The organism is Micropruina sp. (assembly GCF_047602385.1).
In the GTDB taxonomy this organism is placed as follows: Bacteria; Actinomycetota; Actinomycetes; order Propionibacteriales; family Propionibacteriaceae; genus Micropruina.
In genome coordinates, this window is record NZ_JASGHL010000001.1 from 1 (window position 1) to 21,297 (window position 21,297).

21 protein-coding genes are annotated in these 21,297 nt (G+C 70.0%); 15 read left to right on the forward strand and 6 right to left on the reverse strand.

Features of this window, described 5'->3' with window-relative positions; all coding sequences use genetic code 11:
• Positions 1-566: 566 nt before the first annotated feature.
• From QM711_RS00005 to QM711_RS00075, 15 genes are all read left to right on the forward strand, one after another.
• Positions 567-1,379 carry a hypothetical protein gene (locus QM711_RS00005; protein ID WP_415095673.1) on the forward strand — a complete coding sequence of 271 codons (813 nt, stop codon included), beginning with the start codon at positions 567-569 and terminating at the stop codon, positions 1,377-1,379.
• Positions 1,376-2,368, forward strand: a complete 993-nt coding sequence (locus tag QM711_RS00010) for an HAD-IIA family hydrolase (protein WP_415095674.1) — start codon at positions 1,376-1,378, stop codon at positions 2,366-2,368. Before QM711_RS00005 ends, QM711_RS00010 begins: the two co-directional genes overlap by 4 nt.
• A gap of 135 nt (positions 2,369-2,503) precedes the next feature.
• Entirely contained in the window at positions 2,504-3,091 is a 588-nt protein-coding gene (locus QM711_RS00015) for a biotin transporter BioY (RefSeq protein ID WP_415095675.1), read from the forward strand.
• A 59-nt stretch (positions 3,092-3,150) separates the two neighbouring features.
• Positions 3,151-3,777 carry an energy-coupling factor ABC transporter ATP-binding protein gene (locus QM711_RS00020; protein WP_415095676.1) on the forward strand — a complete coding sequence of 209 codons (627 nt, stop codon included), beginning with the start codon at positions 3,151-3,153 and terminating at the stop codon, positions 3,775-3,777.
• Positions 3,774-4,421, forward strand: a complete 648-nt coding sequence (locus tag QM711_RS00025; protein WP_415095677.1) for an energy-coupling factor transporter transmembrane component T family protein — start codon at positions 3,774-3,776, stop codon at positions 4,419-4,421. Before QM711_RS00020 ends, QM711_RS00025 begins: the two co-directional genes overlap by 4 nt.
• Before the next feature lie 100 nt (positions 4,422-4,521).
• On the forward strand, positions 4,522-4,692 hold the full coding sequence (locus tag QM711_RS00030) for a hypothetical protein (protein ID WP_415095678.1): 171 nt from the start codon (positions 4,522-4,524) through the stop codon (positions 4,690-4,692).
• Complete coding sequence (locus QM711_RS00035; protein WP_415095679.1) at positions 4,692-5,441, forward strand: TlyA family RNA methyltransferase; 750 nt, start codon at positions 4,692-4,694, stop codon at positions 5,439-5,441. The genes QM711_RS00030 and QM711_RS00035 overlap by 1 nt, the downstream gene beginning before the upstream one ends.
• A 9-nt stretch (positions 5,442-5,450) precedes the next feature.
• On the forward strand, positions 5,451-6,365 hold the full coding sequence (locus QM711_RS00040) for an NAD kinase (RefSeq protein WP_415095680.1): 915 nt from the start codon (positions 5,451-5,453) through the stop codon (positions 6,363-6,365).
• Positions 6,355-8,043: a DNA repair protein RecN gene (recN, locus tag QM711_RS00045; protein WP_415095681.1), complete on the forward strand. Its 1,689-nt coding sequence runs from the start codon at positions 6,355-6,357 to the stop codon at positions 8,041-8,043. The genes QM711_RS00040 and recN overlap by 11 nt, the downstream gene beginning before the upstream one ends.
• A 14-nt stretch (positions 8,044-8,057) precedes the next feature.
• Positions 8,058-9,017, forward strand: a complete 960-nt coding sequence (locus QM711_RS00050) for a DUF1152 domain-containing protein (RefSeq protein WP_415095682.1) — start codon at positions 8,058-8,060, stop codon at positions 9,015-9,017.
• 168 nt (positions 9,018-9,185) lie between these two features.
• Positions 9,186-10,847, forward strand: a complete 1,662-nt coding sequence (locus QM711_RS00055) for a CTP synthase (RefSeq protein WP_415095683.1) — start codon at positions 9,186-9,188, stop codon at positions 10,845-10,847.
• Positions 10,847-11,536, forward strand: a complete 690-nt coding sequence (locus QM711_RS00060) for an NUDIX domain-containing protein (RefSeq protein ID WP_415095684.1) — start codon at positions 10,847-10,849, stop codon at positions 11,534-11,536. The genes QM711_RS00055 and QM711_RS00060 overlap by 1 nt, the downstream gene beginning before the upstream one ends.
• 7 nt (positions 11,537-11,543) lie before the next feature.
• Positions 11,544-12,485: a site-specific tyrosine recombinase XerD gene (xerD, locus tag QM711_RS00065; protein ID WP_415095685.1), complete on the forward strand. Its 942-nt coding sequence runs from the start codon at positions 11,544-11,546 to the stop codon at positions 12,483-12,485.
• A gap of 310 nt (positions 12,486-12,795) precedes the next feature.
• Positions 12,796-13,428 carry a response regulator gene (locus tag QM711_RS00070; RefSeq protein WP_415095686.1) on the forward strand — a complete coding sequence of 211 codons (633 nt, stop codon included), beginning with the start codon at positions 12,796-12,798 and terminating at the stop codon, positions 13,426-13,428.
• Positions 13,429-13,974: 546 nt separating this feature from the next.
• Entirely contained in the window at positions 13,975-15,105 is a 1,131-nt protein-coding gene (locus QM711_RS00075; protein WP_415095687.1) for a sensor histidine kinase, read from the forward strand.
• Between the two features lie 29 nt (positions 15,106-15,134).
• Here the strand turns inward: QM711_RS00075 and QM711_RS00080 are convergent, their stop codons facing one another.
• The 6 genes from QM711_RS00080 to QM711_RS00105 all read right to left on the reverse strand — a co-directional run bounded on the left by QM711_RS00080 (position 15,135) and on the right by QM711_RS00105 (position 21,223).
• Positions 15,135-15,713: a DUF305 domain-containing protein gene (locus QM711_RS00080; protein ID WP_415095688.1), complete on the reverse strand. Its 579-nt coding sequence runs from the start codon at positions 15,711-15,713 to the stop codon at positions 15,135-15,137.
• 84 nt (positions 15,714-15,797) lie between these two features.
• Positions 15,798-17,327, reverse strand: coding sequence for a glycoside hydrolase family 32 protein (locus QM711_RS00085; protein ID WP_415095689.1), 1,530 nt, complete (start codon positions 17,325-17,327; stop codon positions 15,798-15,800).
• Positions 17,324-18,349 carry an ATP-binding cassette domain-containing protein gene (locus QM711_RS00090; RefSeq protein WP_415095690.1) on the reverse strand — a complete coding sequence of 342 codons (1,026 nt, stop codon included), beginning with the start codon at positions 18,347-18,349 and terminating at the stop codon, positions 17,324-17,326. Before QM711_RS00090 ends, QM711_RS00085 begins: the two co-directional genes overlap by 4 nt.
• A complete protein-coding gene (locus tag QM711_RS00095; protein WP_415095691.1) occupies positions 18,346-19,290 on the reverse strand; it encodes an ABC transporter ATP-binding protein in 945 nt (314 codons plus the stop codon). The genes QM711_RS00090 and QM711_RS00095 overlap by 4 nt, the downstream gene beginning before the upstream one ends.
• Positions 19,287-20,237, reverse strand: coding sequence for an ABC transporter permease (locus tag QM711_RS00100; RefSeq protein WP_415095692.1), 951 nt, complete (start codon positions 20,235-20,237; stop codon positions 19,287-19,289). The genes QM711_RS00095 and QM711_RS00100 overlap by 4 nt, the downstream gene beginning before the upstream one ends.
• A gap of 8 nt (positions 20,238-20,245) precedes the next feature.
• Entirely contained in the window at positions 20,246-21,223 is a 978-nt protein-coding gene (locus tag QM711_RS00105) for an ABC transporter permease (protein WP_415095693.1), read from the reverse strand.
• Positions 21,224-21,297 lie beyond the last annotated feature (74 nt).

Consider the following 21,297-nt stretch of genomic DNA (forward strand, 5'->3'; position numbering starts at 1 on the left):
GGACTGATGCGAATTCCTCGGGTTACGCGCGCGGACGGGGACCAGGCGGCGGAGGTCGCAGGCCGTCCGATGCAGGCGAACGAGGCGGGTCTGGACCACGAGGTCAGGCACCGAGGTCCGGCTACGGACGCTCCGCCGGGGCCGAGAGCGGACGTGACCGGGGCCATGCTGGCGCTCGGTCCAGCGCCGGTTCGTCGGGGCAGGGCCAGGACCGGCGTCCGGCCCGCCAAGGACGCGACTTCAGTGGCCGCCCCGCCCGGGGTGGCGAGGCGTCCGGACGCCGGGGCGCGGGAGGGCCGGAGCGCGACGGCCGGCGACGGGATGATTTCCGAGGCGGTCGAGGAGCCGCTGGTGCAGCTTCTGGGCAACGGCGTAGTGGCGACGACGACCAGAGGCGGACGCGAGAGCCGGGAGATCGCAGACCGGACAGCCGTGGCGGCAGTGGGCACGGCAGTACCGCCGATCGCGGGCCGCGAGCGGATTCCCGCTCGACCCGGCCGGCCTTCGACAGCCGGCGCGGCCCTGGAGACCGCGGTGATGGACGCGACACGCGGCGTCCGCGCGACGTGCGCAGGGGCGGCGAAGAGGACGTCCGCGAGCCGCTGCACCCAGGGCTGGAACCGCGTCCGGACGAGCCGGAGACGCCGACGGGGGTCAACCTGGAGTTGCTCTCCCGGGGCGTGAAGGCAGAGTTGCGCGGTTTGAGCGTCGAACGTGCCGAAGAGGTGGCCGCCCACCTGGCGGCGGCCGCCGAGTTGATCGAGGACGACCCGGTGAAGGCGTACGCCCACGCGGAGGCGGCCCGGCGAAGGGCCGCGCGGCTGCCGGTGGTTCGCGAAGCGGCGGCGACCACCGCGTATGCGGCGGGTGAGTACGCCGCGGCGCTGAACGAGTTCCGGGCACTGCGCCGGATGACCGGCGGTGACGACTTCCTGGCGGTGATGGCTGACTGCGAGCGAGGCCTGGGCCGGCATCAAGCGGCGCTGCGGCTGGTGCGCGAAGGGCTCGAGCGTGTGGGTTCGGTGGCGGCCAGGGTCGAGTTGAAGCTGGTTGAGGCCGGTGCCCGGGACGCGCTGGGTCAGCGGGACGAAGCCGTCCGGGTGCTCCGCCAGGAGATCGAACTGATCGGTGCGCGCGGACCCAAGAACGCCCGGGCCAGGCTGCGCTACTACTACGCCGAGTTGCTGGCCGCGTCCGGTGACACCGAGGCCGCGGAGCAGTGGTTCGGCGCCGCCGTCCGGCTCGATCCCGAGGACGAGACGGGGGCGGCCGACGCGCTCAGCGAACTGCACGGCGTCACCATCGACTTCGACGACTCCGAGGAACCCGCGCCCGACGACGAAGTTGCCGCCGAGCCGGCAGCCGAAGAGACGCCATGACCCGGCTCATCGACTCCCACGACGTCGCCTTCTTCGACCTGGACGGCGTCATCTACCTCGGGCCGATCGCGGTGCCGGGGGCGGTCGAAGGCATCCGCGGGGTGACCGCGTCCGGCGCCCGGGTGATGTACGTGACCAACAACGCGGCTCGCAGCGCCCGGGTGGTCGCCGAGCACCTGGACAGCCTCGGCTTCGCCGCGGGGCCGGACGACCTGATCACCAGCGCCCAGGTGGCCGCCGGCGTGCTCGCCGAGACCCTCACCCCGGGCAGCCTGATCCTGGTCGCCGGTACCCAGAACCTGGTGGAACTGCTGACCGAAGCCGGCTTCCGGACGACCGACACCGCCGACGACTCCCCGGGCGCCGTGGTGCAGGGCTACAGCCCGCACATTCCATGGGGGCTGCTGGACGAGGCCGGGATCGCCGTCCAGCGCGGCGCCACCTGGTACGCCACCAACGACGACGCCACCAGGCCCACCGATCGCGGACTGGTCGCCGGCCTCGGCGCCCAGCTGGCCGTGGTCGGGATGACCGTCCGGCCGCGCAAGCCGATCGTTTTCGGCAAGCCGCACGCACCGATGCTGGACTTCGCCATCAGCCACACCGGAGCCGAGCGGCCGATCTTCGTCGGCGACCGGATCGACACCGACATCATGGGCGCGAACCGGGCCGGGATCACCTCGATGCTGGTGTTCACCGGCGCGCACGGCAAACACGACCTGCTGGCGGCCGGCCCGGGGGATCGCCCGACCTACATCGGCGCCGATGTACGGGCGCTGCTCGAACCGCCGCGGACGGCAACCCACGAGGGCCACTCGTGGCGTTGCGGCGCGGCCCGGGCTCACCTGCACGACGGTCGGATCGGGTTGGACGCCGCCCTGGACACCCAGACGGACCAGCTGGATGCGCTCTGGGCGCTGGCCAACCTGTCCTGGGCGACGGACGCGGACCCGGGCGATTCGCTGGCCCGACTCGACCTGCTGCACTGACCGTCGCGGCGTCCGGAATCCGGAAGCCGGCGTCCGCCGGTCGGGTTCTCGGCGATGTCGCCGAACTGGCGGTGGGGCCGGCGCTATCCTGCCTAGGACCGCGAGACCGGCGGTCCACCCGACCGAGGAGTCCTTGTGCCAGCCGGCAGACAACCAGCCACTGATCTCGCCTTCATCGCCGTTTTCGCCGCACTGATCGCGGCCTTCTCGGTGGTGCCCGGGATCCCGATCGGACCGGTACCGATCACCCTTCAGACCCTCGCGGTGATCCTGGCCGGACTGGTGCTGGGGCCGTGGCGCGGTTTCGCCGCCACCGCCCTCTACCTGGCGGTCGGCTTCGCCGGCCTACCCGTGTTCGCCGGCGGAGCTGCCGGCCTCGGCGTGCTGGCCAAGCCGAGCATCGGCTACCTGCTCAGCTTCCCGATCGCCGCCCTGGTCGCGGGCGCCTTTGCTCGGTGGCTGGCCGGGCCGGGCCGGCGCGGCCGTTACCTGCGGTTGTTCCTGTCCGGCTTCGGCGCGAGCATCCTGATCGTTCATCCGGCCGGCATCCTCGGCCTGATGCTGATCCTGCACATCGACCTGGCCAAGGCGATCGCCACGGACCTGGTCTTCTGGCCCGGCGATGTGCTGAAGAACCTGGTCGCGGCGGCCATCGCGATGGCGGTGCACAAGGCGTTCCCCGCGCTGCTGTCGCCCAGGGTGCCGGCCGTCGCCCTGCGGTGATCCGTCTCGCCGGGGTCGCGGTCCGCGTCCCCACGCCGACCGGCGGCAGGAAGTCGTTGTTGGAGGAACTTGATCTCGAGCTCACCCAGCGCCGGATCGCACTGATCGGCGCCAATGGCTCGGGCAAGTCCACCCTGTTGCGGCTGCTCAACGGCCTGATCCTGCCCAGCGCGGGGGTGGTCACCGTGGACGGCCACGACACCCGGACCGAGGCGTCCCGGGTGCGCCGGCTGGTCGGCTTCACCTTCACCGACCCGCTCAGCCAGTTGGTCCTGCCGACGCCGCTCGACGACGTCGAACTCAGCTTGCGGGCGCGGGTCCGGGACCGGGTGGCGCGGCGATCCCAGGCCATCGGCTTGCTGGCCCGCTACGGACTGGCGGAGGTCGCCGAGCGCAGCATCTACGACCTGTCCGGCGGCGAGCGACAGCTGGCTGCCCTGGTCAGCGTGCTGGCGGTCGAGCCGTCCGTGCTGGTCTGCGACGAGCCGACCACCCTGCTCGACCTGCGCAACCGCAACCTGGTGGCCGGCGTGCTCGCCGGGCTGCCGCATCGGGTGATTGTGGCCAGCCACGATCTGGAGTTGGCCGCCGCCGCCGAACGCGTGCTCCTCCTGGACGCCGGACGTGTCGTCGCCGACGGCGCGGCCGCCGAGGTGATCGCCCACTACCGCGGGTTGATGCGATGAGACCGGCGGCCTCGATGTTCGGCACCCACCAACCGGGCGATTCGATCTGGCACCGCTGCGGGGTCGGCTGGAAGTACCTGGTGGTGTTGGCACTGACCCTGGTGGCGCTGGCGCTCCAGCACCCGTGGGCGACCACGGCGAGCCTGGTGCTCACCGTCGCGGCTCTGTTGAGCACCAGGTTGCCCGCCCGGGTGACGCTCGCCGTCCCGTGGTCGCTGGTGGCCCTTCTGGCGGTGCTGGCCGGCTTCCAGCTGGTCACCGGACAGCCGGACGCGGCGTTCGTCGTTCCAGGCAATGTGCTGCAGGCGGTCCTGGCTGCCCGGCTGCTGATCTGCACCACGCCGGCGTCCGTTCTGGTGGACGCGCTGGTCCGGGCCGCGGACCGGGTGCCCTTCATCGACGGGGAGCGCCTCGGGCTCGCGGTGGGCATCATGCTGCGCAGCGTGCCGTTCCTGGCCGGGGCGTTCTACGATGTCCGGGACGCCGCCCGTGCCCGGGGGCTGGAGCGGCACTGGGTGGCCCGGTTGTCGCCGGTGGTGGTCCGGGCGGTCGGATTCGCCCAGGCCACCGGTGAGGCGCTCGCCGCCCGCGGCCTCGGCGATGGATCTGCCGACGACGCTCCCTTCGTGCGCCGAGCCCGCTAGGCCCTGCCTAACTACCTGTGCCCTCCCACATGCGGGAGGGCACAGGTAGTTAGGGAGGGGCTTGGGGGTGCGGACGTGGTGGGCGGTTAGGATGCGTCCCGTGAGCAGCCCTGTTCCCGAACCGCCCGTCACCGGGCACCCGGCGATCGACGACGCGCTGGCCGGGCTCGACCTGAGCGGTCCGGTCGCCGAGCACGCCGAGCAGATCCAGCAGGTGCACCAGGTGCTGCAGGAGGTCCTCAACCCGGGTTCGACGCCGTCCGGACGTTGATGGCGCGGCTCGATCAAGCCCTGGTGCTGCGCGGCCTGGCACGGTCCCGCGGGCAGGCGACGGACGCGATCCGGGCCGGCGCCGTCCAGGTGAACGGACGCCCGGCGAACAAGCCCTCCACCCCGGTGTCCGATGCGGACCGGATCGAACTCACTGCGGCAGACCACTACGTGTCGCGAGCCGCGCACAAGCTGCTTGGCGCCCTGGACGACAGCGGCCTGTCGGTCGGCGGACGCGTCCTGGACGCCGGCGCCTGCACCGGCGGCTTCACCCAGGTCGTCCTGGAACGCGGTGCGACCCAGGTCTACGCGGTGGACGTCGGCCACGGCCAACTCGCGGCGCCGGTCCGCGGGGACCCGCGGGTGGTCGTCCGCGAGGGCCTCAACCTGCGCGAGCTGACCATTGACGATGTCGGCGGCGAACCGGTCGACCTGATCGTCGGCGACGTGTCCTTCATCTCGCTGACCCTGGTGCTGGCACCGATGGTCGCGGTGCTCCGCCCGGACGGCGCGGCGCTGGTGCTGGTGAAGCCTCAGTTCGAGGTGGGCCGCGGCGGCCTCGACTCGCAGGGCGTCGTCCGCGACGAAGCGGTGCGAGCCCGTTGCGTGGACGCGGTCGCGGGCCGCGCGGCCGAGCTGGGCCGGCCGGAGGTGTGGCGCGGTCCCAGCCGAACGCCCGGGACGTCCGGGAACATCGAATGGTTCCTGTTGCTGGGCAACGGACCGGCCAATGTCAGTGGCCACGGATAGGGTGCAGTCGTGGGAACCAGTCGCTATGTCACCCTGGCCCTCCACGGGGGGCGGCCGGCTGCACTGAGCGCCGCCTCGGGCTTCATCGCCGGTATGACCGACCACGGCATCACCTGCCTGCTGGCCGACGAACACCTGGTCGCGCTGGCGTCCGCGGGCGATGTCCTGGAACTGACCCCTGAGACGGGGCGACGCAGCGAATTGGTGGTCGTCTTCGGCGGCGACGGCAGCATCCTCCGGGCTGCCGAATGGGCGCTGTCGTTCGAGATTCCGGTGCTCGGGGTGAACCTCGGCCATGTCGGCTTCCTGGCCGAGCTCGAGTCGCACGAAGCCGGATCGCTGATCAATCACGTCGTCGAGCGCAACTACACCGTCGAAGAGCGGATGACCATCGACACGGTGATCACCGACGCTTCCGGTGCCGAGCTGTGGCGTTCGTTCGCGATCAACGAGGTGTCGATCGAGAAGCTCGCCCGGGAACGGATGATCGAGGTCCTGGTCCGGGTCGACGGGCGGGCGCTGTCGCGGTGGGGCACCGACGGCGTGCTGCTGTCGACGCCGACCGGATCGACCGCCTACGCCTTCTCAGCCAACGGGCCGGTGTTGTGGCCGGACATCGACGCGCTGCTGGTGGTGCCGCTGTCGGCGCACGCGTTGTTCAGCCGTCCGATGGTGATCGGGCCGCATTCGACGGTGTCGGTCGAGATCCTGCCCGGCAACGAGACCGAGGCGGTGGTCTGGTGCGACGGACGCCGGACCACCGACATCGCGGCCGGCATGGTGGTGACCGCCCAAGTCGGACGGCACCGGCTGCGGCTGGCCCGGATCACCGAGCGGCCCTTCGTCGAGCGACTGGTCCGCAAATTCGCTCTCCCGGTGGACGGCTGGCGCGGCATCGCCGAACGCAATCAGCATGCTGACTGAGCTACGGATCGGCGATCTCGGCGTGATCGCCGAGGCCGTTCTTGAGCCGGGCCCCGGCTTCACGGCGGTCACCGGTGAGACCGGGGCCGGCAAGACGATGGTGGTCACCGGACTGTCCCTGCTGCTCGGCGGGCGGGCCGACAGTGGCCTGGTGCGGCACGGCGCGTCCCGATGCGTGGTCGAGGGGGTGTGGACTGTGGACCCGGCGACGGCGTCCGAACTGGACGAGCTCGGAGCCGAGGTCGACGACGGCGAGTTGCTGGTCTCCCGGCAGGTGGGCCGGACGCGTTCGCGCGCCCTGCTCGGCGGCGTCGCGGTGCCCTTGGGCCGGGCCGCCGACCTGGTCACCCGCTGGGCGACGATCCACGGGCAGTCCGAGCAGGTCAGGCTCGGCAGCGCCGACCGGCAGCGCGAGGTGCTGGACCGTTTCGCCGGTGCCGAGCACGGCGTCCTGTTGGCCCGGCACGCCGCCAACTACGCCGAGCGCCGGCGGGCGGCCTCCGAGCTCGCCGAACTGACCGGCGCCGCCCGGGAGCGGGCTCGCGAACTCGATCTGCTCAGCTTCGGGCTGAACGAGATCGAGCAGGCCGATCCGCAGCCCGATGAGGATGTGGCGCTGGCTGCCGAGGCGCATCGGCTGCAGGCGATCGACGATCTTCGGCTGGCCGCGCAGGCCGCCGGGCTGGCGCTGAGCGGTGACGCCGAAGCCTGGGACGATGCGCCGAACGTGCTGGGCCTGTTGGCGTCCGCACGCAAGAGCATCGACGGCGCCGTCGGCGACGATCCGGAACTAGGGCCGCTGGCGCTGCGGCTCGCGGAACTGTCGGTGCTGGCCGCGGACGCGGCGGCCGAGCTGGCCAGCTACAACGACCGGCTGGAGGCCGACCCGGCTCGGCTGGAGTGGATCGCCGAACGCCGCTCGGTGCTGCAGCAGCTGACCCGCAAGTACGGCGCGTCCGTCGCCGAGGTGCTGCAGTGGGCTGCGGACGCCGCGGTACGGGTCGCTCAGCTCGCCGCCGGTGACGACCGGATCGCCGAACTGCAGCGGCGGATCGCCGCCTTCGACGACGAGTTGGCGGCGACGGCCACGGCGATCAGCGCGGCCCGGGCCGAGGCGGCAGGCAGGCTGGCCGGCCTGGTCGGAGCCGAACTGACCGGGTTGGCGATGCCGCACGCCCGGATCGAGTTCGAGCTGGCGCCGGCCCCGATCGGACCACACGGCGCCGACCAGGTCACGCTGATGTTCACCGCCAACCCGGGCTCGAGCCCGGCGCCACTGGCCAAGGCGGCTTCCGGCGGCGAACTGTCCAGGGTCAGGCTGGCACTCGAGGTGGTGCTGGCCGGGGGAGCGACCGGGCAGACCTTCGTCTTCGACGAGGTGGACGCCGGCGTCGGCGGTGCCGTCGCCCTGGAGATCGGACGCCGGCTGGCCCGGCTCGCCGAGCACGCCCAGGTGATCGTGGTCACCCACCTGGCCCAGGTCGCCGCGTTCGCCGACGTCCATTTCGTGGTGGCGAAGGCCAGCGACGGCCAGGTGACCACCAGCGGCATCGGGCGCGTCGAGGGCGCCGCCCGGCTGGACGAGCTGGCCCGGATGATGGCCGGCCTGGAGGGTTCTGCGAACGCCCACGCGCACGCCGCCGAACTGCTGGCCGCGGCAACGCCCGCGGCCAGATGATCCGGTCGGCGCCGATGGCCAGCTCACTCGCCGTGCCGCCGCTGTGGGCGGCGTTGACGTCGAGCGAGCGGGTGTTGATCGCGGGTGCCGGCGGCGGCTTCGACGTGTATGCCGGCCTGCCGATCGCGTTGCGCCTGGCTCGGCTCGGCAAGCGCGTCCGGCTGGCCAACCTCTCGTTCAGCGATCTCGGCTCACTCACCGGCGAGGTGTGGCTCACGCCGGCGTGCGCACGGATCGAGCCGGACGCGCCGGGGCGTCCGGACTACTTCCCGGAGCGCACGCTGGTCCGCTGGTTGCGCTCCGAAGGGTACGACTGGGAGGTGTACGCCATCGCGCGCTCCGGTGTGCAACCGGTCAAGCGGGCCTACGAGTATCTCGTCGATGACTTCGATCCGGATGCGCTGGTCCTGGTCGACGGTGGGACGGACATCCTGCTGCGGGGGGACGAGTCAGGGCTCGGCACGCCGGAAGAGGATGCCGTCAGCCTGGTCGCGGCCAGCGAGTTGACGGTTCGCACCAAGCTGGTGGTCAGCATCGGATTCGGAATCGATGCCCACCACGGGGTTGCCGGTACCGACGTGCTCGCACGGCTGGCCGAGCTTGCCAGCGACGGCGCCTACCTGGGAGCGCTGTCGATCCCGCCGGATTCGCCGGAGGCGCTGGCATATCTCGATGCGGTGGCTCACGCCGCCCTGCACAACGCGGCCCGGCCCAGCATCGTCAACGGCCAGATCTCGGCAGCGATCCGAGGCCGTTACGGGCAACCGGACCTGCCTGGCACGCCCACCGTGACCGATCTGTTCGTGAACCCGCTGATGGCGATCTACTTCACCGTTGAACTCGACGCGCTCGCCGCGACGCTGCGGTACGGGGATGCCATCAGGTCGAGCAGCTCGATCGGCGAGGTGTCGCGCGCCATCGAGAGCCTTCGGTCGGGGCTTCCGATCCAGGCTCGGCGAAGCTTCCCGCACTGAGTTGCGCGTCCAACTCATTGTCGGGCGAGCTCGTCGGGCGAACTCGTCGTCGGTCGAGCTTGTCGAGACCGCCGTCCGCCTCGTCCCCGGTGAACGGGCGGATGTCAGGCAGGTGAACGTGCGCGCCGGTTCGCCCGGGTGCTCCCGGCACCTATATGGTGGAATCCCGTGGGGAACAGCGGCAGCACCAAACACATCTTCGTCACCGGAGGCGTCGCCTCCTCGCTGGGCAAGGGCCTGACCGCCTCCAGCCTGGGCAGTCTCCTGGTGGCTCGCGGACTACGGGTCACGATGCAGAAGCTCGATCCGTACCTGAACGTCGATCCGGGCACGATGAACCCGTTCCAGCACGGCGAGGTTTTCGTGACCGAGGACGGCGCCGAGACCGATCTCGACATCGGTCACTACGAGCGGTTCCTCGACGTCAACCTGAACGCCGACGCCAACGTGACCACCGGCAAGGTCTACTCCAACGTGATCGCCAAGGAGCGCCGCGGCGACTTCCTCGGCGACACCGTCCAGGTGATTCCGCACATCACCAACGAGATCAAGGACGAGATGCTGTCCATGGCGACCCGCGAGGTCGACATTGTGATCCACGAGATCGGCGGCACCGTGGGCGACATCGAATCGCTGCCGTTCCTGGAGGCGGCCCGTCAGGTGCGCCGCGACGTCGGACGCGAGAACGTCTTCTTCCTGCACGTCTCGCTGGTGCCGTACCTGGGGCCGTCCGGGGAGTTGAAGACCAAGCCGACCCAGCACTCGGTGGCCGCCCTGCGCCAGGTCGGCATCCAGCCCGACGCCATCGTCTGCCGCTCGAACCGGGAGATCCCCGACGGCGTCAAGCGCAAGATCTCGCTGATGTGCGACGTCGACGAGGAGGCCGTGGTCTCCTGCGCGGACGCCCCGTCCATCTACGACATTCCCAAGGTGCTGCACAACGAGGGCTTGGACGCCTACGTCGTCCGCCGGCTCGGAGTCAGCTTCCGCGACGTCCGGTGGAAGAAGTGGGACGACCTGCTCGACCGGGTGCACCACCCGAAGGAGGAGGTCACCGTCGGGCTGGTCGGCAAGTACATCGACCTGCCGGACGCCTACCTGAGCGTGTCCGAGGCGCTCCGCGCGGGTGGTTTCGCCAACCACGCCAAGGTGCAGGTGCGCTGGATCGCGTCCGATTCGTGTGAGACCCCGGCCGGCGCGGCCGAGCAACTCGGTGACCTGGACGGCATCGTGGTGCCGGGCGGTTTCGGCATCCGCGGCGTCGAAGGCAAGCTCGGCGCCTTGCGGTACGCCCGCGAGAACCAGATCCCGACCCTCGGGTTGTGCCTCGGCCTGCAGTGCATGGTGATCGAGGTGGCTCGTGACCTGTGCGAGCTGAAGGACGCGGCGTCCACCGAGTTCGAACCCGACACCAGTGCCCCGGTGATCGCCACGATGGCCGAGCAGGTGGCGATCGTCTCCGGCGACGGGGACATGGGTGCCACCATGCGGCTCGGTGCCTACCCGGCCGATCTGACCAAGGGGTCACTGGTGGCCAAGCTGTACGGCAAGACCCGGGTGTCCGAGCGGCACCGGCATCGCTACGAGGTCAACAACGCCTACCGCGAGCAGCTCGAAGGAGCCGGCCTGCGGATCGTCGGCACCTCGCCGGATTCGACCCTGGTCGAGTTCGTCGAGTTCGATCCCGAGCGGCACCCGTTCTTCGTCGCCACCCAGGCGCATCCTGAACTCAAGTCGCGCCCGACCCGGCCGCATCCGCTGTTCACCGGACTGGTGGCTGCCGCGCTGCGCCGCAGGCTCGACACCCGGCTGCCGGTGGAGGAGTCCTGATGCGTCCGGGCCGGCGGCTGCTCGGCGCCGGCGAAGCGTCCGACGTCCCCACCCGGTGGCAGATCGAGCGGCACCGGGTGCTGGGCGAGGGCGTGGTCTCCGACTACGTGGACGACGTGGTGGTCACCCCGACCGGCGACCGGATGCATCGCCAATACCTGCTGCACCCTGGCGCCGTCGCCGTGATCGCGCTCGACGAGCAGGACCGGGTGGTCGTGGTGCGGCAGTACCGGCATCCGGTCGGGTACCAGCTGATCGAGCCGCCGGCCGGCCTGCTCGACGCCGACGGTGAGTCCTGGCTCACCGCCGCCCAGCGCGAGCTGGCCGAGGAGGCGATGCTGGCCGCCGACGACTGGCGGTTGCTGATCGACATGTTCACCTCACCCGGCTGCAACTCCGAATCGATCCGGTTCTTCCTGGCCCGCGGACTGCGCGAGGTGCCGCGTCCGGACGGCTTCGTGGTCGAGCACGAGGAACTCGACATGGAGATCTGCCTGATCGCGCTGGACGACCTGCTCGATGGCATCTACGCCGGGCGGGTACAGAGCCCGACCATGGTCGCCGGCATTCTTGCCCTCGAGGCCGCCAGGCTCGGCGGTCGCCTGGACGGGCTGCGACCCGCCGAGAGCGCGTGGCCGGCCCGGCAGGTCCGGGAGGGTCAGCTCGAAGCGATCGCCGAACTGGACTGACCGTCCGATGTCCGGCGACCGAGTCGTGCCGCGGGCGATCGCATCGTTCCTCGATCACCTCACCGTCGAGCGCGGGGCGTCGAGCCACACCGTCGCCGGGTACCGGCGCGACCTGGCCCGCTACGCCGGCTTCCTGGAGGTCCGGGGACACGACGACCTCGGTGCCGTCGCCGAAGCCGATGTCGCCGCGTTCTCGGCCGCCTTGCGCACCGGCGATGCTGAACATCCGGGGCTGGCCGCCAGCAGCGTGGCCCGGGCGCTGAGCGCGGTCCGGTCGTTGCACCGGTTCGCGGTCGAGGACGGCGTCGCCGGCGACAATCCGGCAGCCGGTGTCGCGCCGCCGCGGGCCGGCCGCCGGTTGCCCAAGGCGCTGTCCATCGATCAGGTGCAGGCGCTGCTGGACGCCCCCGACACCAGCACCCCGGCCGGCCTGCGGGACGCCGCACTGCTGGAGCTGCTGTACGGGACGGGCGCCCGGATCACCGAGATCGTCTCCCTCGACGTGGACGACGTCTCAGGGCTCACTCACGATCCGGACGCCGCCCTGCGGCTGTTCGGCAAGGGCCGCAAAGAGCGGGTGGTGCCGGTGGGTTCCTACGCCCGGGCCGCGCTGGACGCCTGGCTGGTGCGCGGGCGTCCGGCACTGCTGGAACAGGCCCGAGGAAGCACGCCGGCGGTGTTCGTGAACAGCCGCGGCGCCCGGCTCAGCCGGCAGACGGCGTGGGCGGTCCTTCGCCACCATGCCGCCCGGGCCGGCATCACGGCGGGGATCGGTCCGCACACCCTGCGGCACTCATTCGCCACCCACCTGCTCGACGGCGGCGCCGACGTCCGGGTCGTGCAGGAGTTGCTGGGCCACGCGTCGGTGGCGACGACGCAGATCTACACCCTGGTGACCGTGGAACATCTGCGTGAAGTGTTCCTCACTGCGCACCCGCGCGCGCGTTGAGCGGGTGGTGCTCTCCTAATTCATCATCGAGGGAGTCACGGAACTGCGGTTACCCGCTGGAAAGGCGACCGAGCGACCGTCGTCCCCGCTCAGCAATCATCCGACGACTAGGCAATCGGGAATCCGGCAACAGTACTGTTTCGGCACGCGAAATACGGCTTGTATATCCTCGGCAGCCGGGTGGAAGAATAGCGTCGCCCCCGACAGAAGTGAGCCGCACAATGAGATCCTGCCCGTCACCGGGGTCGACGCCCGCCGATAGTTGCGACGGCGTGGTGAATCCGGGCGGCTGGGCTACCGGGGGGCACGCATGATTCGGGTCGTCGCGGCCGAGGACGACCCGCTGGCGCAACGCGCCATCCGGGGGTACCTCGCCCAGGTCCACGACATTGAGTTGGTCGATGTCACCAGCGACGGAGTCGCTGCGCTGGCGTTGGTTCGGGACGTGCGCCCGGATGTGCTGGTCACCGATCTGCACATGCCGGGAATGGATGGCATCGCACTGCTTCGCGAGGTGTTCCGGCTGCCCGAGCCGCCGCGCGCGTTGTGCTTCACGGCTGTGGGCGACGAGCCGTCGATGCGCGAGGCGCTGGCGCTGGGAGCCAGCGGCTTCCTGCTCAAGGTCGATCCGCCGGTGCTCCTGGTGCAGGCCATCCGGAGTGCGTATGAGGGTGACGCCCTGGTCTCGCCCAAGCTGACCGGTCAGGTCCTGCGAGGCATCAGCCGTAGTGGGACGCGCCCACGCGAGTTGACCGACGCTGATGTGGAGTTGCTCCGGCTGGTCGGTTCGGGAATGGACAATGCCGACATCGGGCTCGCCTTGCATCTCGCACCCAGCACGGTGAAGACGTACGTGAGCCGGCTGCTGCGCAAGACCAACAGCCGCAGCCGGGCGCAGCTGGCAGCCCGGGCGAATGCCTGGGGGCTGGTCCGACGGAACTGACCTGTCGGGGGACGGCCGGCCGGGGTGCCTCACGCCGGGCCCCCGGTCGCGGTGAGGGGGGTAAGGAGCCGATCCGGATCGACTCCACGGGGGGCTTCCTGAAGGCCCGGCGGAGGCTGGGGGTGGGTTTCGGTCGGCTTGCTTCCGATCGATGCATCCATTGAATCGGCCGCACCTCGATGTGTGGTCGTCCGGATCAACTTTGGGTGACTCGGAGTCGCGGAAAGTTGACTGCCGTCATCGTCGAGTGGCCCGCCATGAACCGGCGGTAACGCGAGTTGTCGGCTGTTACACGGCGTCCGTACAGTAGAAGCTGTACCCGCCACCCCCCTCGAGTCTGGAGTACACACCATGTCGCTGGCATTCGTGATCGCTTTGGTTCCCGCTGTACTTCCTGGTTTGCTGCGCCTGGTACGAGTCGGCCGCACGGTTCGCCGTGGTGGCCGCGGCGCGGTTCAGGCCGGATTCTGCGAAGTTCTTCCCTTCTTCTGTTTCCGATCCCGGCGCTGAATCGGCAGGCTGCCGACAACTCGGTAGCCTGCTGGCATGACACCCCCGGAGGGCGGGTCCGCGCAAAGTACCACCCGCTGGCTTGAACCGATTCTGGCTGTCGGCCTTTTCGTCGCGAGCCTCACCATCAACTCCGGCGAAGAGTGGCACTACATGTGGGCAATCGACCTGCTCACCTGCGTCGGGGCCGCGATCTCCTATCGCTGGCCGCTGGCCGGTGCACTTGCCGGTGCGGCGGGTCTGGGTGCCTGGTTGCTGGTTCCGGACGTGGTGCCCAGTGCGGGCGCCCTGGCCGTGCTGATCAACGTGATGGCCGCCTTCCGGCAGAACCTGCGTTGGAAGGTCCCGCTCAGTGTGGCTCTGGCTGCCCTCGGCTACCTGGTGCTGGTGATGCGGGCGATCCGGAACCCTGCCGACCACTGGGCGACAGCGGCTGTGCTGGTGCTGCTGCTCGCCCTGGCGATCGGCAGCGGGGAGCTGGGACGGCGCTGGCAGCGGTTGGTCGGGTTGGAGCGCGAGCGGGCGAGCGCGGCGCTGGACAGGTTTCGTCTCGAGCTTGCCCGCGACCTCCACGACACCGTCGCGCAGACCCTGTCGGCGACCGCCATGCGCGCCCACCTCGCGCTCGCGGAGCCGGGCGTGCCCGAAGCCGTCCGCGCCGACCTGGAATGGATGACCCAGGAGTGTCGATCCTCCGCGCATGACCTGCGGGAACTGCTCGGTCGGCTGCGACGCGGCCCGGCCCTCCCGGGCGTCCAGCCGCTGGCCAGCCTGGACACCCTACGGGCGACGGTGGCCGAGCAGGCCGAGCGGTTGCGGGTCGCCGGCTTCCAGGTGCAGGCAGATGTCGAGATCGCCCGGTTGAGCGCCGCTCGGGCGCAGGCGCTGAGCGCGGTGACGGTTGAGGCGGTCAACAACATCGTCCGGCACGCTCGGCCGGGAACCGCCTGCGAACTGCGGCTGGCCGATCGCGGCGAGCACGTGGTGGCCCGGTTCACCAACGTGGCCGGGCCGGCGTCCATGCGGTCGCCGATCCCGCCGGCCGGAATGGGTCTGACCGGTGTTCGCGAGCGGCTGGCCTTGCTCGGCGGCGACTGTGAATATCGCCTGGACGGGCGTGGATGGACTCTGGCGGCGCGGCTGCCGCACGGCGTCGAGCAGGTCTGAACCTGTCCGCGCCCGTCGAGGCCGGCGGATCAGCGGGCGAGTAGCTTCTTCATCTGGTCGATCTCCGCCTGCTGGCTGCTGATGATCGCATCCGCGAGGGTGCGAACCGCTGGAGCGGAGCCGTCCGCGCGGACCTGTTTCGCCATCGCCACCGCACCCTCGTGGTGCTTGATCATCCCGGTGAGGAACAGCTTCTCCGCCTCGGCGCCCTGAGCGGTCATGAGGGCGTCCAGTTCGGCGGGCGTCAGCATGCCGTCCATGCCGGTGTGTCCGCTGTGATTGCCGTGATCGGAGGCGCCCCAGGCCTTCAGCCAGTTCTTCATCTGGTCGATCTCAGGTTGCTGGGCGTTCTTGATCTGGGTCGCCAGCGTGGTCACCTCGGCCGAGATGCCCTTCTTGGCCAGCATCGCCTCGCTCATCACCACCGCCTGCTCGTGGTGCGGGATCATCATCTGGGCGAACATCACGTCGGCCGCATTGGCCGAAGGTGTCGATGAGGCGGTTGCTGAGGGTCCACCGCTGGGGGTGGCCGCGGGAGTGGGTGCCTGACAGCCAACGAGGGCGAGTCCGGCGGCGACGGGAAGGACGAAACGAGCGATAGTACGCATGAAGCCGAATATACCCCCCATGGGTATAGTCCGCAGGTCAATCCGGGAAGTTGTCGTCTCCGCTGGGCGTGACGACCGACCTGGTCAGGGTCGATCGGACGGCCAGGCGTCCGCCATCCGCCAGGCACGCAGCCTGATCGTCGACGGTTGCCCGATCGCCCGGACGCCGAGGGGCTGGCCGTCGCCCTCGACATGCAGCCGGGCGCTCAACGGGACGCCGTTGGCGAAGATCTCCAGCACCGAGTGGTCGACGATGATTCGCAGCTCGATCCCGCCCGCGTCGTCGACGGGCACGGCGCCACCGCGCAGGCCGGTGTCGATGCCCGGTGTCCGGGTGACGGCCGAGCGGTCGAGTTGCAGCTGCAGAAGGTTGCGGCCGGTGCGGACGAGTCGGATGACCGCGGCGGCGGTGCCCACCTCGACCCGCTCACCCGGCAGCAGGATCTCCAGCCCCGATCCTGGCTCCAGGGCGAGCGACAGCTCCAGGTCGAGCTGGTCGCCGCGAACCTGGTCGAAGCCGAGCAGGGATCCGGGTTCGGCCAGCCGGGATGTATCGGCCAGCAGCCGCTCCCGCAGCTGTGCGACCTCGGGTACCGGGCTCAGGTGCAGGGTTCCGTCGCCGCGTTCGGTGACCAGCCGGGGCAGGCTCATCACGCCCGCCCAGCCGGCTGCCACGGACTTCTCGACACTTCGGGCGTCCTGCAGCCAGCCGAACATGATCCGGCGACCGGTCTCGTCCCGGTAGCTCTGCGGCGCGTAGAAGTAGTTCCCGCCGAGGTCCAGCCGGTGCAGTCCGGTCGGCACGAACTGGTTCTCCCGGTAGCCACCCGACCAATAGAGAGCATGCCTGGTGGTGCCCTGATGCCAGGCCGAGAAGACCAGGAAGTCCGATCCGGTGCGGCTGCCGTCCAGCGGCAGGTCCTGATCGGCCTCGAGCCGGAACAGCTCCGCGCACTCCCACATCGTGCCGGGCGACAGCGGATCGTCGGGCTTCCGGTCGAACGCGGTTCCGCTCAACAGTGGACCGAGGTAGTTCCACGAGGTCAGGTCGAGCGACTCGTACAGGGCGATGAAGCCTCCCCAGACGGTCTTGCCGGCGCCGATCAGCATCCGCCAGCGGTCGCCCTCGCGCCATACGCAATGGTCCCGGAAGCCCGCCAACTCTGCGGCGGGTGGCTCGGTGATCACCGGATTGCCGGGTGACTTCGTCCAGGTGGTCAGATCGGCCGACCCGGTGGCGAGGCAGGGCAGGGTCTTGCTGCCGACCGCACCGGAATAGACGATGGTCGGCGTCCCGTCGTCGTTCACCATGACGCCCGACCAGCAGCCGTCGGCGTCTGGTCCGTCGCCGGGTCGCAGCGCCATCGGCTGGTCTGTCCAATGGACGAGGTCGCGGCTGGTGGCATGTCCCCAGTGAATCCGGTGGTGGAATCCGCCGTTCGGATTGCACTGATAGAAGAGGTGATGGACGCCGTCCCACTGGCACAACCCGTTCGGGTCGTTGAGCCACCCCGTCGGAGCGGTGAAATGGAAGCGGGGTCGGGCCGGATCGCTGCCGATCCGGCCCGCCAAGGTGGCCGCGGGCTCCAGCAGCCGGTCGAGGAGGTCGGTCACGATGCCGCTTCCTCGACCACCGGCGTCAGCGCGTTGGCGCCGGCCATCGCCTCCGGTCGGTACAGATGGCAGCGGACGAAGTGGCGTAACGCCGGATCGCCGACCCGGTGCCGGACGGGTGTGCTCGGCGAGCAGGGATTGTCGTGGTCGCCGTCGAACGGACAGCGTTTCGCCGCCAGCACCTGGCGGCGCAGCTCGGCCCGGCGGAGGGGGTCGTAGCTGCCGGTCCGCTCCGGGTCGGGCACGGCCGAGACCAGCAGTTCGGTGTAGGGGTGGGCCGGGTTCGCCAGGATCTCCATCGAATCGCCCTCTTCGACGATCTCGCCGGCGAACATCACCGCGATCCGGTCGGCGAGGTAGCGGGCACTGGCCAGGTCGTGGGTGATGTAGATCATCGCGATGCCCTTGTCGTCACGCAGCGAACGCATCAGGTTGAGCACCCCGATCCGGACCGAGACGTCCAGCATCGAGGTCGGCTCGTCGGCCAGGATGACCGAGGGGTCCACCGCCAGCGCGCGGGCGATCGCCACTCGTTGCCGCTGACCTCCGGAGAGCTCGTGTGGATAGCTGGCCAGCATGTCGGCGTCCAGGTCGACCGTGGCTATCAGTTCTTCGAGCCGATCCTGCAGCGCGTCCCCGGTCAGCGGCTGATGGTTGCGTAAGGCCCGCTCGAGGAAGTGCGAGATCCGGTGGACGGGGTTCAGCGAGCCGAACGGATCCTGGAAGACCATCTGGACCCGGCCGCGGTACTCCCGGCTGGCGTGCCGCTTCTCGGTGGTCAGCACGTCGACGCCGTCGAGCAGGATCTGGCCGGACGTGGGCTGCTCCAGCCTGGTCACGCAGCGGGCGATGGTGCTCTTGCCCGAGCCGGATTCGCCGACCAGGGCGAGGATCTCGGACGAGCGCAGGCTGAGGTTGACGCCGCCCAGCGCCCGCAGCGTCCGGCGGGCGAAGAGGCCGCCCAGCGGGTATTCCTTGACCAGGTCCCGGGTCTCCAGGACCGGGGTGGTGGTGTCGGTCATCGGGCTCCTCCTTCGGTTCCGGTGCCCTGGGGCGCCAGGCGGGCGCGGTCCTCGTCGCTGACCGGTGCCGCCCAGTGATTGGGGCCGACCGGTTCGAGGTCGGCGATCCGGGTCAGCCGGACGCCTTCGCCGAGCCCGCGCAGCGGTACCCGGGGGCCGGTGATCGGCGGGAAGGCGTTCATCAGGGCACGGGTGTAGGCGTGCGCCGGATGGTGGTGCAGGGTCGCCGACGGCCCCTGCTCGACGATGCGGCCGGCGTACATCACCGCCATCTGATGGGAGAGCTCCACCATCAGCGACATGTCGTGGGTGATGAACAGCACCGAGAAGCCGAGTTCGGCCTGCAGGGCTTTGATCTCGGCCATGATCTCCTGCTGCACCACGACGTCCAGGGCGGTGGTCGGCTCGTCCAGGATCAGCATCCTGGGGCGCAGCGCGACCGCCATGGCGATCACCACCCGCTGCCGCATGCCGCCGGACAGCTGATGCGGGAACGCCTTGAGCCGGTTGCGGTCGATCTGCACCATTTCGAGCAACTCGCCGCAACGCTTGTCTGCCTCGGCGCGGCTGACGTCCAGATGGGCGGTGAAGATGTCGCGCATCTGCTCGCCGATGGTGATCACCGGGTTGAGCGAGTTCATCGCCGACTGGAACACCATCGCGACTTCGCGCCAGCGGAACTGCCGCAGCTCTTCGCCGTTCAGCGACAGCACGTCGCGTCCGTCGAAGCGGATGCTGCCACCGGCGACCTCGGCCGGATACTTCAGCAGCCGCAGGATGGTGTTGGCGATGGTCGACTTGCCGCAGCCGGATTCGCCGGCCAGGCCGAAGATCTCGCCGGCCGCGATGCCGAAAGTGACCTGGTCCACGGCGGTGGTGGTGCGGACGTCGCCGCGGTACTGCACCGTGAGGTTGTCGATCTCGAGCAGCCGATCGCTCATCGGGCGTCCTCCGTTCGGGCCAGCGGTGCCGTGGCGGTCCGCTTCTTGACGGTGCGCAGCCGCGGGTTGGTGACCTCGTCGACCGCGTAGTTGAACAGGCTCAGCGCGAAGGCGACCAGCGCGATGCACAGGCCGGACGGCAGGAACACCCACCAGCTGCCGGTCAGCAGCGCGCCCTCGTTGCCGGCCCAGTACAGGTTGGTGCCCCATGAGACGGTGGAGGTGTCGCCGAGGCCGAGGAACTCCAGGCCGGCCTGGGCGCCGATGGCACCGATGATGCAGCCCAGCAGGGTGCCCATCACCACCGACGCCATATTGGGCAGGATCTCGCGCCACATGATCCAGCCGGCCCGGTCGCCGGTCACCTGGGAGGCCGCGACGAAGTCCTTGGAGCGGATCGACAACGCCTGGCTGCGCAGCACCCGGGCCGAGCCGGCCCAGCCGGTGATGATCAGCACGAAGATCACCGTGCCGACGCCGGGCGGCATGAAGGCGGCCAGGATGACCAGCAGCGGCAGGCCGGGGATCAGCAGGAAGATGTTGGTGACCACCGAGAGCGATTCGTCGATCGCGCGGCCGAAGTAGGCCGAGGTGAGGCCGACCAGGATGCCGATGATGGTCGACATGAGCCCGGCGATCAGGCCGACGAACAGCGACATCCGGGTGCCGTGGACGGTGAGCGCCAGCACGTCCTGGCCCTTGGCGGTGGTGCCCAGCCAGTGCTCGGCCGAAGGCTCCTGGGAGGCCAGCGCGGTGATCCGCGATGGATTGCCCGGGAACAGCACCGGCGCCAGCAACGCCAGCAGGATGAAGACGATCAGGATGACGGCGCCGATCATCGCCTTCCGGTTGGTCATCAGGCCGTGCAACAGGCCGGAGCGTGAACGTCGCGACATCCGGGCCGGTTTGACGGCCTCGGTGGTGGCGGTCGTGATTGGTGTGGACATGGTGCCCCTCAGTGAGTGCGGACGCGGGGGTCGAGCCGGACGTAGACGATGTCGACCAGCAGGTTGGCCACCAACACCGCGCCGGTGATGATCAGGAAGAGCCCCTGCATCAGCGGGTAGTCGAGGCCCTGGACGGCGGTGAGCAACTGGTAGCCCACCCCGGGATAGGCGAACACGGTCTCGGTCAGCAGGGCGCCACCGACCACGAAGCCCAGGCCCATGCCGAATGAGGTGACCGAGGGCAGCATCGCGTTGCGGGCCGCGTAGCGGAGCATGATCCGGCGGGCCCTGAGGCCCTTGGCCTCGGCCATCGTGATGTAGTCCTCGGCGTTGGTGGCGATCATCGTGTTGCGCATGCCGAGCATCCAGCCGCCGATGCTGACCAGCACGATGGTCAACGCCGGCAGGAACAGGTGATACCCGACGCTGCTGATGAACGCCCAGCTGAAACCGGCGTCCAGTTCGGAGTCGTAGGCGTGCCGCAGCGGGAACCAGCCGAGCACGATGCCGAACAGGTACAGCGCTCCCATCGCCAGCCAGAAGTAGGGGAACGAGCCGATGAAGATCAGGAACGGCGGCAGCGCCGAGTCGACCAGGCTGCCGCGGCGCCAGGCGGCGACGATGCCCAGCAGGTTCCCGATCAGTGCCGCGATGATCAGCGAGGTGGCTCCCAGCAGCAGCGTCCAGCCGATCTGGGACGCGATCACGTCCGACACCGGGGTCGGGAACCGCGAGATCGACACCCCCATGTTGCCGGTCAGCACGTCGCCGATGTAGCTCAGGTACTGCAGATGGATCGGCCGGTCGTCCATGCCGAACAGCTTCTGCAGTTGCAGCACCTGCTCGGCGGTCATCTTGTCCTGGCTCCGCGAGAGCATCCGCGAGATCGGGTCTCCCGGCATGAACCGGGGGAGCAGGAAGTTGAGGGTGATCGACACCCAGAAGGCGATCAGGTAGAACCCGATCCTTCGAAGAATGAAACGCACGCGAAGTCTCCGATCGACGTGGTGGGCGTGCCGCGGGACGGCGCGCAGGACCGCGGTAGGACGCCGGTTGCGGC